Genomic DNA, 13,390 nt, shown 5'->3' on the forward strand with positions numbered 1-13,390 from the left:
GCCGAGAGTTGATACGGCCGGACACCTTGAATGAGCAATATCCCAGGTCACCCGGGCGATGCATCGCGTGGCGCACCGATGCCTGCCACGTCAGCCTTGCCCTCCCATCTGCTGTGGACCATTGCCCTGGCGGCGGGCGCATCCGTGGCCAACAGCTACTACAACCAGCCGCTTCTCGGCGAACTGAGCCGGGAGTTCGTGCTCTCTGCGGGGACCGTGACCTGGCTGCCCGTGCTCACCCAGGCGGGCAATGCCCTGGGCGTGCTGTTCCTGGCACCACTGGGTGACCGCCTGGAGCGCAAGTCACTCATCCTGCGAACGCTGGCTGCGCTGGTGCTCTCCCTGGTGCTGGCAGCCGCGTCCTCCGGCTTCGTTCAATTAGCACTGGCGAGCCTCGCCGTGGGCTTGTGCGCCACCGTGGCGCAGCAACTGGTTCCCTTGGCCATCCACTTGGCGCCCTCCCACCGCAAGGGGCAGGTGCTCGGCGTGGTGACGGGCGGCATCCTGATCGGCATCCTGCTGGCCCGTGTGGTGAGCGGCTGGATGACCGAGCTTTGGGGCTGGCGGTCCGTCTTCGGTTTTTCTGCGGCACTGATGCTGGTACTGGGCTTTCGGCTGGCATGGACGCTGCCGGTGGTGCCGCCGTCCTCCGATCTCGGCTATGGACGATTGCTGCTGTCGATGTGGCATTTGGTGCGCAAGCACGCTTCCTTGCGCCAGGCTGTGGCAGTCCAGTTCCTGCTGTTTGCCAGCATGATCGGCTTCTGGGCAACGTTCGCGCTCTGGCTGGAGCGGCCGCCACTGCAGCTCGGCGCGGTATCCGCCGGCCTGTTCGCGCTGGTTGGCGTGTGCGGCGCGTTGGCTGCACCGGCGGCTGGCCGTTTTGCCGACCGGCGCGGACACGGCGCAGTCGTTCGTGCCGGCGCAGTGGGCACCGCCATGGCATTTGCCGTGCTGTACCTGGGGGGCTCATCGATCCCCGCACTCGTCCTCGGCATCTTCTTGCTCGAAGTGGCCGTGCAGTCGGCCCAGGTGGCGAACCAGACCATGGTCTATGCATTGGATGCGGGTGCACGCAGCCGGCTGAACACCGTGTTCATGGGCACGATGCTGCTTGGCGGGGCCTTCGGCGCTGCTGCAGGCGGGGGGGCCTTCACCGCGCATGGATGGGCCGGGGTCTGCGCCTTTGGCATGCTCAGCACCACCATTGCGTGGGGCCTGTCTCTTCGGCTAAACCAATGATGACAAATGAATTGACAAACCGTCTGCTTGTCGAAGCAAACCCTGACATGACGCCGATGCCACCTCAGGTGGTCATATCGGGGTGCTCCGGCGGCGGCAAGTCGACCCTGCTCGGGGAACTGCGGCGGCGTGGTCATGCGACCGTCGCCGAACCCGGGCGGAGGATCATCGCCGAGCAGATTCGACAGGGCGGCAACGCCCTGCCATGGACCGACATGGCGGCCTTTCTGCGCGAGGCGCTGAGCGTCGCCGCCATGGATCTCGAAGGCGCGGCACGGGACGCTGGTCCGGTTTTCTTCGACCGAGGGCTGATCGACGCCGCTGCAGCGCTTCAACGACTCTGCGGCGTACCGTTGGCGCAAAGCCTGGGCGAATCCCGCCCTTATGGGCGGCTCGTGTTCCTCGCACCGCCCTGGCCGGACATCTATTGCGCCGACGAGGCGCGGCGGCACGGCTTTCCCGACGCGGAGGAGGAGTACGCCCACCTGGATGCAACCTACCGAGCACTCGGCTACGAAGTCAGGTTGCTTCCGCGCGCCAGTGTGGCCGAGCGGGCCGACTTCGTTCTCCAGGCGATTCATCGCTGCTGAAGGCGAGACGAACGTGCGGCGGCCGTCTTGGCTGTCGATCCGAACACGTCCTTGTCGCAGGCGCACTCGCAGGCACCGTTTGGGGTGATCACGCGATGACAGGGATGGCGAAAACGGGGCGGCGCGGTCTCCGGATTGTTTGTCGTGTCGAAGCCGGATTTCGGTTCGACTGTCACCGGATTGGCTTCCCTCCGGTGTTGTCTCATGGACTCTTGCGCTGTTCCTCATGCCGCTCGCGCTCGCTCAGCATGGTTTGCTTCGGGCATTGCCATCCTGGCATTGGCCACCCGCGCCGCCGCGGCGGAAGTATGGGTCGTTACCGACTCGCATCATCCGGTCCTTGGCCAGGCTGACCGACACCTCATCTTGGACGCGGCCGCGGTGCTCGAAGCGGAGCTGGCCGACAACCTGCCCACCGATCCTGAGCGCGCCAGCGCCATCGTCCAGCAACGCCTGAAGCTGGGCGGTACAGACCTGCAGCGAAGGATCGGCACCGCCTACCAGGGCATTGCCGACGCCTGGAGCCTTGGCGTCACCAAGATTCCGGCCATCGTGGTGGATCGCCGATACGTGGTCTATGGCGAGACGGACGTGGCCCGTGCGGTTTCCCGCATCGACCAATACCGGAGGACGCAGCCATGACGAGGCGTCCGTTCGCGCCATCCCGGTGCCAGCGGTTGGCCATCGCGGCGCTGCTGCTGGGGTGTTCCGCATCGTCCTTCGCACTGAACACGGCCACCATCGTGGCCTCCACCCTGTCGCCGGATTGCCTGGAGTACCGCGTCACCGGCATCTGCTACTGGCTCTATTGCACCTGGACCGGATGCACCGTGCGCACCTCGGTCAAGGTGCGCCACTACATCCCGGATGCCGTGGTGTCGAGCTACTCGAACACCGGCGAGAACCCTTGGGTCGAGGTGCGGGCGATGAGCCTGCCGAACCCGACCGCGAAGGCCGGCGGCGACGGCACCACCAACGAGGATCACGAGAACAACCTGGCGAAGTTCAAGAACGCCGACGTCATCGGCCATCCCGGTGGCCATTTGTTCAGCCAGTTCGCCAGCGCGTCCGGCTACACCTGCGAGGGCGCAGGCACCGCCTTCATGCCCTATCTGCTGAGCACGCTCGACACGCTGGCATGGCGCTACAACATCCCCGAGGCGCTGTATCCGGAAGCACTGATTCCCGGCCGGCGCGAGATCGGCACGCGCACGGCCATGAATCTCTGGGGCAACGTCTATCCGCGTGGCGGCTTCCTGCACCAGGTGGATGACCACAAGGCCGCAGCCGTGGTCGCCCAGCGCGCGGGTGACATCGTGACGCGCCGCAACCAGATCCACGTCTACCAACCGCTGCTCGCCAGTTCGCGCGATGGCTACTGGCCGGCCGGCGCCCTGATGGAAACCGATGCAGCCACGGGCAAGTGGCAGGAGCTGACCCCCACGCTGTCCAGCAGTTGCGCGGTATTCCCCCACGGCAATGCCAAGGTGCAGGCCCGGCAAGGCGACTACGCCTGGGCATTGTGGCGTCCTTATAGCTGCTGCCAGCGCCGCGGCCAGGTGTTCCTCGGCAGCGTCGATTTCCTGTGAGACCCGATGCCATGACGACTTCATTTCCGAGCGCCCGTCGATTTCTGTACGTCGCATTGGCCGTTGTCGCAGCGTTGTGCTACTCCAGCGCCGGGGCGCAGACCAGCGTCAACGAGTACGGCGTCCAGCATCAAGGCAGCGTGATAGGCGACGACGTGCTCTACAGCATTGGGGGCGGCCGCGCGGTGTCCATGAGCGGTGCGGCCAACATGCACTCCATCGGCGTTGGCGTCGGCTGGAACAGCAACCTGATCTGTGGCGACATGAGCATCACCACCACGCTGCAGAACCAGTTGAACGGCATCACCAATGGCTTCCAGGCCATCATGTCCTCGGTGATCCAGAACGCCACCGCTGCCGTGGCGTCGCTGCCCGCCTTGATCATCCAGCGCGCCGATCCAGGGCTGTACAACCTGTTGACCAATGGGGTGCTGCAAGCCAGGCTGGATTTCGATCGCAGCAAGCTGACCTGCCGTGCCATCGCCAATCGCATGGCCGACATGGCGGGTGGGCAGCTCGGCTGGGACCAGCTCGCCGAAGGCATGGCGCTGAAGCAGGCCGTCGCGAGCACCGATGCGGTCTCAGCGATCGACGACGCCGAGGCGAACCGTGGCAACAATGGCGTGCCGTGGGTCGGCGGAGACAACGCTGGCGGCGCGGGCCAACGTCCGGTGCGTGTGGTCGGCGACGTGACCCGCGCCGGCTACAACCTGCTCAATGGCCGTGGCGTCGGCGATGCCAGTTCGATTCCGCAAGCCAGTTGCAGCGGCAACCTGGCATGCCAGACCTGGAGTTCGCCCGATGCCGCCGCAGCCTGGGCCATTCGCGTGCTGGGCGAGCAGGAACAGCGCACCTGCGATGCATGCACCAAGACCGTCACCACGCCGGGCGTTGGCCTGACCCCGCTGATTCAGGAGGAATACGAGGACAAGCTGCAGGCCCTGCAGGAGCTGGTCGCTGGCAGCCGTCCGACCACGGCGCAGAACCTGCAGGCTGCGAGTAGCGCGTCGCTGCCCATCACCCGTGGCGTGATCGAGGCGCTGCGCGACGAGACAGACCAGGACATCCTGGCTCGGCGCCTGGCCTCGGAGGTTGCGCTGGCCAGCGTGCTGGAGAAGGCGCTGCTGCTGCAACGCACGCTGCTGACCGGGCGCAAGGAGCCCAACGTGGTCGCCAACGAACTGGCCCAGAAGGCCGTCACCCACGAAAGCGACATCCTCGATCGTGAGATTCACAACCTGAAGGCAGAGCTGGAACTGCGCCGCGAACTGGCCAGCAACTCGCCGATGGCGATCATCCAGCGCCACAGCACCCGCGCCGCCGGTGCGCGTGGCATCTACGAGGGTGACCCGGTGCGCAATCGGGTCGATGAACTGCAGCGGCCGCCGTCTGGCGGAAGCCATCCATGAATACCGTGGGGCGGTGCCTGCGCTGGCTGTCCAGCCGGCGTGCCATCCTGGTGCTGGTGTGGGCGGTGTCGCTGCTGATCGCCGCGACCGCCGTCAATGTGGTCGGCATCCGCATTGCGGGCGGCATCGAGGGCTGGCAGCGCTGGATGGCGGCGCAATCCGGGGCCTTCCTGGCCTGGCGGCTATTGCTGTACGCCGCCACCGCCTGGGGTTGGCTCTGGATGCGCCGTCGCCTGCGCGCGCGGGAACCGGAGGGCGCCGCCGGGCAGCGGCTGCTGCGCGCGGAGGTTGCGGCCATCGTCGCCGTGATCGTGCTGGAAGCCAGCCTGCTGACGCAGGCACGGTAGCGCGAGGTTCGCCATGACGCTGTACACCACCGACTACCTGGAGTACTACCTGACGCTGGTGTCCTGGGTGGTCCACAACGGCATCTGGTCGGTGCTGGTCGCCAGCGGCGTGTTCGCCGTCCCGTTCCTGGCGATCGTCATCCAGGAATGGTTGAAGGCCCGCGCGGAAGGCGCGGATGAAGGCAACAAGGGCGTGCTGTCCTCGGCTCGCATCGAGAACCGCGTTTTCGTCGCCATCGTGGTGATCATGTTCGCGGGCATCCCCTTCATCGACGTCGATTTCAACACCATCCGCTACGATCAGTCGCGCTCGACGCAATGCCAGGTAAGCGTACCCGAGCCGACCGATACTGGCTGGTCGCAATCGTTCAGCACGATCAACAACCAGTCGGCCAAGGTGCCGGTGTGGTGGTTCGCCATGCACGCGATCTCGCGCGCGATCACCGGCGCCTCGGTCGCGGCCATTCCCTGCGGCACCGACCTGCGGCAGATCCGCATGGACATCGACGCGACCCGCATCGACGACCCGGTGCTGGCCCAGGAGGTCAGCGACTTCACCCGCGACTGCTATGGCCCCGCCCGCGCCAAGCTGTTCATGACCCGGCCCAGCCTGAGCGAGGAGCAGATGCACGACGTCACCTGGATCGGCTCCAGCTACTTCGTCGGCACCGCCGGCTTCTACGACAGCTACCGCTCCAGGACTCCTCGCGATGCCTGGCCGTTCGACGCCACGCGCGACGCCGGCCTGGCCCAGGTGCCCGGCGGGGGCGGCTACCCGACCTGCCGGCAGTGGTGGTCCGACGGCGGCCAGGGCCTGCGGGCACGACTGCTGGCCCAGGTCGATCCCAACCTGCTGACGCGACTGGCCGGCTGGGCGGGCTTCCTGAGCCAGGCCGAGGTCAACGACTCGGTGATCCGCGCCGTCGCGAGCCCTCGGCAACAGAAGCTCAACCGGGGGGCGGTCTACACGGACTACGGTGGCCAGATCGACATGACGCTGCCCAACATCGTCACCCGCGCCGCCAGCGACGTGGGGCTGGCCGTCGGATCACTGGGCTATTTCCCGGCGATGGACGTGGTGCGGCAGGCGCTGCCGATGGTGCTGTCCCTGCTCAAGATGGCGCTGGTCATCTGCATCCCGCTGGTGCTGCTGATCGGCACCTATGACCTCAAGACCGTGGTCACGGTGAGCGTGGTGCAGTTCGCGCTGTTCTTCACCGACTTCTGGTTTCAGCTCGCCCGCTGGATCGACTCGACGATCCTCGATGCGCTCTACGGCTGGGGGTGGGGCTGGAACCGGCCGCACACGAACTTCGATCCGCTGGTGGGCCTCAACAACACCTTCGGAGACATGCTGCTGAACTTCGTGATGGCCACGATGTTTTTGATCTTGCCCACGTTCTGGGTGGCGGCATTGGCCTGGGCTGGTATCCGTGCAGGCAACGTGCTTCAAGGATTGAGTACTGGCACGCGGGATGCCGGACAAGCCGGTGGCAGGGGCGGCGGCTTGATGATCGGTGCGGCCAAGCAGAAATAGCTCCAACCGCCGGTTCAATCGTCTTCGAATCGTGGATCTGGGTCATCGCTGTAGTTGATGGGGTCGTAGGCAAGGCTTTCGCGATGATCCAGCTCTTCAGCCTTGCGTCCGAGGAAATCATCGTCACCTTGCGGCGCTTGCTCCGCCATCCTGGCTGCCACAGCGAGAGCGACCAGCAACAGCGCCGCCCAGACCGAGACGTACAGCAACACCCCGAGGGTCGCCAGCTTGACCACCCAGATCAGCACCCTTGCACCGCCTGCCGGCAGTCCCTGCGCCATCAGCCACTGATGCACTCGACGCTCCGCGCGCAGGCAACCGCCCCATACACCGCCCAGCCAGCGGCCGAGTCGCGCTGCGGTGGTCATGCGTGCGGTGTGCTTCATGGTCGGCTACCTCATGGTCGTTCCACGGTCGTTGGGCAAGGCCGTGCCGTTCTCCTTCATGCCTGCCGCGCCGCGAATGCTTCGGCGGTCATGATCAGGCCAGGAAAGTCCTCTCGCATGGCGAGAATGTCCGCATCGCCCGTGATCAACGCATCCGCCTTGCCGACATGCGCGAGCACCAGGAACACCTGGTCCTTCTCGTCGCGGCAGACCGGCAGGTCTGGCCATGGCGCCGGCAGTTCCACCACATCGGCGTAGGGCAGAAAGTCCGCCAGCAACTCCTGCTGTTCCGAGGTCGACAGCTTGAACTTGGGATAGGCCAGGACGCGCAGGAGTTCACTGGCCGTCTCCCGGCAGACCAGCGGCAGCAACTGCTGGTGTTGCCAGGCGTGGCGTATCCAGGCCAGGCGTCCGGCACTGAAGATCAGCGCCGACAGCACGATGTTGGTGTCGAGGACGACCCTGCGCATCACCGCCGTGCCCAGGCCACGGCATCCTCGACGTCCTGCTCGGTGATCCCGAGTTGCTCCAGCTTCTCGCGCACGGCCTGGGCCTTCTGGACCCGCACGGGGGTCAGGACGATCCGACCGCCCTCGACGGTTACGTCGAAGTACTCCGCCGCATCCACGCCGGACACGGCCGCCTTGGGCAGCGTGATCTGATTTTTCGAAGTGAGCTTGGCAAGCATGGGAGGCCTCCGTAAGTTTCAAAGGAAATCTTACTTCCTTACTTCATTCTCGACAAGCATGCCTTCGGGCGCAGGGGTTTCAGGGCCTGCCGTGCTTTCAGCGCCGGTTGAAACTGCCTGATCCGGTGAAAACACAGTGCTTGTTCCGTCCGATCCTGGAGCGCACGGGCTCCGCATTGATTGCGGCACACGAAGCCGACTGCCCCTATATCAAAGGGCTTGTCGAAGGCCAAAGGGCTGGGGATGGAGCAAGGGAAAGGCCTCAAGGGGAAAGGCCCTACCCGAAAAGGCCAAAAGGCTCCTCCGGCCAGCCCATCACCAGGATGTCGCCATGCTTTCGCTGTTCCAGCGCAAACGGGTGCCGCTGACCACTGCCGCCGCGCCACCAACTGTCGAGCCTGCCAAAGGGCTGACGCCACCGCAGTCGGCCGCATCGCTGCTGGCGGAGCCGCACCGGCAGCGGCTGCTGGAACATATCTGGCAGCGCACCTCGCTGTCGCGTCGGCAGTTTCGCTCGCTGTACCTGGCGCCGCTGGAGCGCTACGCCGAGCTGGTCCAGCAGTTCCCGGCCTCGGAGGCGCATCACCATGCCTGGCCGGGCGGCATGCTGGACCACGGCCTGGAGATCGTGGCCTACGCGCTCAAACTGAGGCAGTCCCACTTGCTTCCGGCCGGCGCCTCGCCCGAGGCCCAGGCCGCGCAAGCCGAGGCCTGGACCGCCGGGACCGCCTACGCCGCGTTGCTGCACGACATTGGCAAGATCGCGGTCGACCTGCACGTCGAGCAGGCCGATGGCCTGGTCTGGCACCCCTGGCACGGGCCGCTGCGGCAGCCGTACCGCTTTCGTTATCGGACGGATCGCGAGTACCGGCTGCATGGCGCCGCCACGGGACTGCTCTACACCCGTGTGCTCGATGCCGGCATCCTCGACTGGCTGAGCGACTACCAGGACCTGTGGTCGGCGCTGCTGTACGTGCTGGCGGGCCAGTACGAGCATGCCGGCACGCTGGGAGAGCTGGTCGTCAAGGCTGACCAGGCATCGGTGGCCCTGGCGCTCGGCGGTGATCCGGCCAGGGCGATGGCGGCGCCGAAGCATGCGTTGCAGCGCAAGCTGCTGGATGGTCTGCGCTACCTGCTGCGCGAGGAATTCAAGCTGAACCAGCCTGGCGGCCCGTCGGATGGATGGCTGACCCCGGAGGCACTCTGGCTCGTCAGCAAGACGGTCAGCGACAAGCTGCGCGCGCACCTCCTATCGCAGGGCATCGAAGGCATTCCATCGAACAACACCGCCGTCTTCACGGTGCTCCAGGACCATGGCATCGTGCAGCCCGCCCCGGATGGGAAGGCGATCTGGCGGGCCACCGTTACGAGCGGCACCGGCTGGTCGCACAGCTTTACCTTCCTGCGCCTGTCGCCGGCCTTGATCTGGGAGTCGGGCGAGCGTCCCGCACCGTTCGCCGGCACGGTCACGACGGAAGAGGCCCTCCCTGGCGATGAGGCAGCGCCGGCCTCCGCCGGCATCCCGGCCACCTCACCGTCCCCTGGGGTAGCGGATTGCCCGGCCGGGATCGCGGACCCGGTCTCCGATCTGCTGTCGGTGCTTGATGCGTCCGACGCAGCCACCACCAGTGCATCGTCCGCCAGCGCGGAACCGCCATCACCATCCGCCGCCGCACCTGCGGCAGTGGCTCATTTGGCGCCGACCAGTCCTGCCGCCATGCCGGCTCCCGCGAAGGCCACGCCGTCCGGGGAAGACTTCATTGCCTGGCTCAAGCAAGGCATCGAATCGCGCAAGCTCATCATCAACGATGCGAAGGCACTGGTGCATACCGTCGATGGCACGGCGTACCTGGTCAGCCCCGGCGTTTTCCAGCGCTACGTGCAGGAACATCCGGAGATCCAGGTGCTGGCCCGGCAGGACGATCTGCACGACTGGCAATGGGTGCAGAAGCGCTTCGAGAAGCTGGGGTTGCACCGTAAACAGGACAGCGGCCTGAACATCTGGACCTGCGAAGTTACCGGACCGCGCAAGTCGCGGCGGTTGCACGGCTATCTGTTGATGGCGCCTTCGGGATTGTTCGCGGAAGTCCCGCCGGACAACCCCTACCTGTCCCTAGCGCGGAATTCAGCGACCCCGGGCACAACGCATGCCGCATGCCTGCGACCAGATGACTGACCGGCCAAGCCCGCGTTGTCGGGCTATTCGGTGGTGTCCTATTCCTCGGACAGTTGCGATTCGGTTGCGGCCATCAGTGCCGCGGCCGAGCAACCCAGCCCCTTCGCGATCCGCAGGATCAACACCAGCGTGGGCATGTGCTCGCCGCGCTCGATCTTGCCCATGTGCGACCGGGCGATGCCCGCCTGTTCCGCCAACACCTCCTGCGCCAGCCCCTGCGCGGACCGTGCCTCGCGCACGGCAACGCCGAAAGCGCGCGCTGGCTCGCTTTCATAGGTTCTTGTTCCCGCAGGTCTCCCGCGTTGCACCGATCGCTTCTGCATCAACAGAAGCGTCACGTTTCAAGCGAATTTAAACCACGTTAAACTTATCTCATTGACCAACAGCACGCGGTTTTTTCTAGTGTCGGCGTTGTGCGGGTGACACGATGATCGCTTCCGATCCTTTGAACATTGCCCTGTCGGACTGCTTGGCCTATCCCCGGTTGTCGGTACCGATGGCAGAACATCGTCGGCGTCATCCGGGCAACCCGATTCGTCTTCACGAACAGCGCCTGGAGGATCAGCATCGAGGACTGCTCGCGGGGGCTTTCGAGGCAGGCCTCTGCCAATCGCCCGCAGCACCTGAAGGCATCGAAGTCCGACCCGTCTGGCGCGACGCGCTGGCATTGGCCGTGTCGGCCCATCACCCCTTGCTGGCCTTCGCGTCAGTGTCCCTGGAGCAAGCGGCCGACCACCCTTGGATCGCCCTGGATGGGCGCGACTGTGTCGGCTACTGTGGGCAAATCGACTCACTGCTGACGGTGGCCGGCGTCGTCCCCTCGGCCGTCACGACGGCCACATCGTTCGGGTTGATGATGACCTTGGTGGCCGCCGGCTACGGTGTCTGCCTGGCACCCGCCGCCCGCATCGAGGGCCATCGTGCCCTTGGCGTTGTCCAGCGTCCCTTGCAAGAGGGCGCGCTGATGCTCACCACGTACTTCCTGAGCCGTCGAAATACGGACAGCACCCGCCTGGAGCCGTTCTTCCAAGCGCTCCAGGCAAGCGCCTGACCGAACTTCGGCGCGACCCTGGCTCGATCAGTCTCCCGGCGTCACTTCGGCGGCATCGGCAGCGACGGCTTCGCGCACCAGCTGCTGCACGCTTTGCCGGACCTGCTCAGGGAACTCGGTCGTCACGACTGGCTCGCTCGCCTGCATGCACTGTGCGGCCACCAGCCGCGCGGCAAGATGCAGGTTCGTTGGGTTGACGGCTTCGACGGCCGGCCGTGTCCCGAGAGCCTCGTACGAGCGCAGGAGTGCGTGGTAGATGTCCCAGGTGTCGATGCCCCGTGGCAGCTGCTTCAGGACGGACTGGACCAGCCTGCGCTTGAGCGGATCGAGCTGCCAGTCCGGCACGCGCTGCCCGCGATGCCCCATGTGGATCGACAGCAGGTTGCCGGCCTGGATCTCGTAGGTGATCCAGCGGCGCGACTTGCCCGCGAGCTTGGCGTAGTCCGCCACCGAGAGGTTGTGCGGCGCCTCGAAGGTCTCCAGCACTTGCAGGCGTTCGCGCTGCACCTCCGACAGGCGCGGCCGCGCGTACTCGGGCATGCGCACGGCCGACAGCCGCTGCACCGATGCCGGCGCTTCGGGTTGCTCGGGCGTCGGCGCGGTCACGATCAACTGCGGCGCGGTGAGGTCGGCCACCGGCGGCTGCGCGGCCGCCTGGCCGGCGATGGTCGGCAGGCCCTGAAGCGTGATGGTCAGATGCCGGCTGGCAACCTCGACCTGGTTCTGCTCGAACAGGTCCAGGCGATCGGCCCAGTCCTGCATCATGACGCGGCGCTGCTCGACGTATTCGGCATGGTTGTAGGTCGCGCTGATCTTGTCTGGATCGGCATGCGATAGCTGGGCGTCCACCCATTTCTTCGGGTAGCCGAGTTCGTTCAGCGCCGTCGAGATCGTCGCCCGGATGCCATGCCCTGTGAGTTGGTCCTCGTAGCCCATGCGCTTGAGCGCGGCGTTGAGCGTGTTCTCGCTGATCGGGTTCTTCAGGCACCAGTCGCCTGGGATGATATGGACCTGGGCAGGCTTGCATTGGTCCAACAGGTGGCGAACGATCTCCTGCGCCTGCACCGACAGCGGCACGATGTAGGGCGGGATGTCGATGAGACGCTTGCGCTTCTTCTTGGTCAGCAGCTTGCGCTGCTTGAGCCTGGCCACCGGGATGACCCACAGGCCCCGGTCGAGGTCGAACTGATCGGGCGTGGCGAAGCGAAGCTCGCCGGTGCGCACACCAGTGAGCATCAGCAGCCGGATGCCCAACTGCGTGTTCAGGCGCCCGCGGTACTTGCGCAGTGTCTGCAGCATGACCGGCAGCTCGTGCATGCGCAGGAACGGGTTGTGTTCGACCGGTGGCAACGGCAGCGCGACCACTTCCAGGTCCCTGGACGGGTTATCGCCCATGTTGGGAATCGCCACCGTGGCGTAGGTGAACAACTGGGTGAACCAGGTCCTCAGCTTCTCGGCCACGGACAGCGAGCCGCGCTTTTCCACCTTGCCGATGATGTCCAGCAGGTGCGCGCGGGTAATCTCGTAGATGGTCAGGTGCCGCAGCGAGGGGAACACATCTTTCTTGAAGACGCGGCCGATCTGTTCCAGGCTGGTCTGCCGTCCTTCCTCCAGCGAGAGCCGGCGATGGGCCAGCCATTGCTCGTAGACGGCCATGAAGGTGTGCTCGCCGGCCAGGACGATCGCGTGCCGCTTGCGCTTGCGTTCGCTGTGGGGATTGATGCCCTTGGCGAGCAGCGAGCGGGCTTCATCGCGAAGCGCACGGGCGTCCTTCAGAGAGAGCGCCGGATACGTGCCGAAGGACATGCGGTCGCGCTTGCCGCCCCACGAGAAGCGGAAGTGCCACGCCTTTGCACCGGTGGCTGAAACAAAGAGGGAAAGGCCGTCTGTGTCGGCCAGGGTGTAGGGTTTGCCGGTCGCCTTGGCTTGGCGAACCGTGAGGTCCGAAAGCATGATCCCAACTCCTTGAAAGCGAGTTGAGTGCCATGTTTCCCATCGAGCCCCGGCTCCCCCAGCAACAATGCGGAATCGGGAAGCTCCGCATTGCGATGTACCACCTGATGTACCGGTTTTGACCGGCTGTCAGTGGATCTCGCTGGACGTCACTGGAATGGCTTTTCTAGAAAAGCCGAACCGTGACAATGACTTGCAACACTCCATGGACATCCTTGGAACACCATGGAAAGTTGAAGTGGAGCGGGTGATGGGAATCGAACCCACGACGGATGCTTGGGAAGCATCAGTTTTACCATTAAACTACACCCGCCCTGATGGAGAGGTCTGCCTCAAAAGCAGACGATCCCGCGAATGGGGAAGCGAAAATTATAGCGCGATCTTTTCTTCATGCGTCGCCCCGGCCCTATCTTTTTCGCGCG

General features: G+C 65.5%; 14 protein-coding genes and 1 tRNA gene. 9 read left to right on the plus strand and 6 right to left on the minus strand.

What is annotated here, in order from left to right:
• Positions 1-30 precede the first annotated feature (30 nt).
• From N879_RS11565 to N879_RS11595, 7 genes are all read left to right on the plus strand, one after another.
• Positions 31-1,242 (plus strand): MFS transporter, encoded by a 1,212-nt coding sequence (locus tag N879_RS11565; protein ID WP_009463274.1) that lies wholly within the window; start codon positions 31-33, stop codon positions 1,240-1,242.
• Positions 1,239-1,832, plus strand: a complete 594-nt coding sequence (locus N879_RS11570) for an AAA family ATPase (protein WP_021447011.1) — start codon at positions 1,239-1,241, stop codon at positions 1,830-1,832. Before N879_RS11565 ends, N879_RS11570 begins: the two co-directional genes overlap by 4 nt.
• 204 nt (positions 1,833-2,036) lie before the next feature.
• On the plus strand, positions 2,037-2,474 hold the full coding sequence (locus N879_RS11575; RefSeq protein WP_009463272.1) for a TIGR03757 family integrating conjugative element protein: 438 nt from the start codon (positions 2,037-2,039) through the stop codon (positions 2,472-2,474).
• Entirely contained in the window at positions 2,471-3,421 is a 951-nt protein-coding gene (locus tag N879_RS11580) for a TIGR03756 family integrating conjugative element protein (RefSeq protein WP_009463270.1), read from the plus strand. Before N879_RS11575 ends, N879_RS11580 begins: the two co-directional genes overlap by 4 nt.
• 11 nt (positions 3,422-3,432) lie before the next feature.
• A complete protein-coding gene (locus N879_RS11585; RefSeq protein ID WP_031232745.1) occupies positions 3,433-4,830 on the plus strand; it encodes an integrating conjugative element protein in 1,398 nt (465 codons plus the stop codon).
• The gene (locus N879_RS11590; protein WP_009463266.1) at positions 4,827-5,177 is read left to right on the plus strand and encodes a hypothetical protein; all 351 of its coding nucleotides are present in this window, start codon (positions 4,827-4,829) and stop codon (positions 5,175-5,177) included. Before N879_RS11585 ends, N879_RS11590 begins: the two co-directional genes overlap by 4 nt.
• Before the next feature lie 13 nt (positions 5,178-5,190).
• Positions 5,191-6,714 carry a conjugal transfer protein TraG N-terminal domain-containing protein gene (locus tag N879_RS11595; protein WP_021447014.1) on the plus strand — a complete coding sequence of 508 codons (1,524 nt, stop codon included), beginning with the start codon at positions 5,191-5,193 and terminating at the stop codon, positions 6,712-6,714.
• 14 nt (positions 6,715-6,728) lie between these two features.
• Here the strand turns inward: N879_RS11595 and N879_RS11600 are convergent, their stop codons facing one another.
• The 3 genes from N879_RS11600 to N879_RS11610 are packed head-to-tail and all read right to left on the minus strand — an operon-like array spanning position 6,729 to position 7,788.
• Complete coding sequence (locus N879_RS11600) at positions 6,729-7,100, minus strand: DUF3742 family protein (protein ID WP_009463264.1); 372 nt, start codon at positions 7,098-7,100, stop codon at positions 6,729-6,731.
• A 56-nt stretch (positions 7,101-7,156) separates the two neighbouring features.
• Positions 7,157-7,570, minus strand: coding sequence for a putative toxin-antitoxin system toxin component, PIN family (locus tag N879_RS11605; protein WP_009463262.1), 414 nt, complete (start codon positions 7,568-7,570; stop codon positions 7,157-7,159).
• Positions 7,570-7,788 (minus strand): AbrB/MazE/SpoVT family DNA-binding domain-containing protein, encoded by a 219-nt coding sequence (locus N879_RS11610; protein WP_006489017.1) that lies wholly within the window; start codon positions 7,786-7,788, stop codon positions 7,570-7,572. The genes N879_RS11605 and N879_RS11610 overlap by 1 nt, the downstream gene beginning before the upstream one ends.
• 331 nt (positions 7,789-8,119) lie before the next feature.
• Between N879_RS11610 and mobH the strand changes: the two genes are divergently transcribed.
• Positions 8,120-9,964 carry a MobH family relaxase gene (gene mobH / locus N879_RS11615; RefSeq protein WP_009463258.1) on the plus strand — a complete coding sequence of 615 codons (1,845 nt, stop codon included), beginning with the start codon at positions 8,120-8,122 and terminating at the stop codon, positions 9,962-9,964.
• A 38-nt stretch (positions 9,965-10,002) separates the two neighbouring features.
• On the opposite strand, the gene N879_RS11620 is transcribed toward mobH, so the two are convergent.
• The gene (locus N879_RS11620) at positions 10,003-10,287 is read right to left on the minus strand and encodes a helix-turn-helix domain-containing protein (RefSeq protein ID WP_009463256.1); all 285 of its coding nucleotides are present in this window, start codon (positions 10,285-10,287) and stop codon (positions 10,003-10,005) included.
• Between the two features lie 104 nt (positions 10,288-10,391).
• Between N879_RS11620 and N879_RS11625 the strand changes: the two genes are divergently transcribed.
• On the plus strand, positions 10,392-11,015 hold the full coding sequence (locus N879_RS11625) for a LysR family substrate-binding domain-containing protein (RefSeq protein ID WP_009463254.1): 624 nt from the start codon (positions 10,392-10,394) through the stop codon (positions 11,013-11,015).
• Between the two features lie 27 nt (positions 11,016-11,042).
• On the opposite strand, the gene N879_RS11630 is transcribed toward N879_RS11625, so the two are convergent.
• Complete coding sequence (locus N879_RS11630; RefSeq protein ID WP_009463252.1) at positions 11,043-12,968, minus strand: tyrosine-type recombinase/integrase; 1,926 nt, start codon at positions 12,966-12,968, stop codon at positions 11,043-11,045.
• A 239-nt stretch (positions 12,969-13,207) separates the two neighbouring features.
• A tRNA-Gly gene (locus tag N879_RS11635) sits at positions 13,208-13,281 on the minus strand.
• Between the last annotated feature and the right edge of the window lie 109 nt (positions 13,282-13,390).

Source organism: Alcaligenes sp. EGD-AK7, from assembly GCF_000465875.3.
GTDB classification, from domain to species: domain Bacteria; phylum Pseudomonadota; class Gammaproteobacteria; order Burkholderiales; family Burkholderiaceae_B; genus Alcaligenes; species Alcaligenes phenolicus.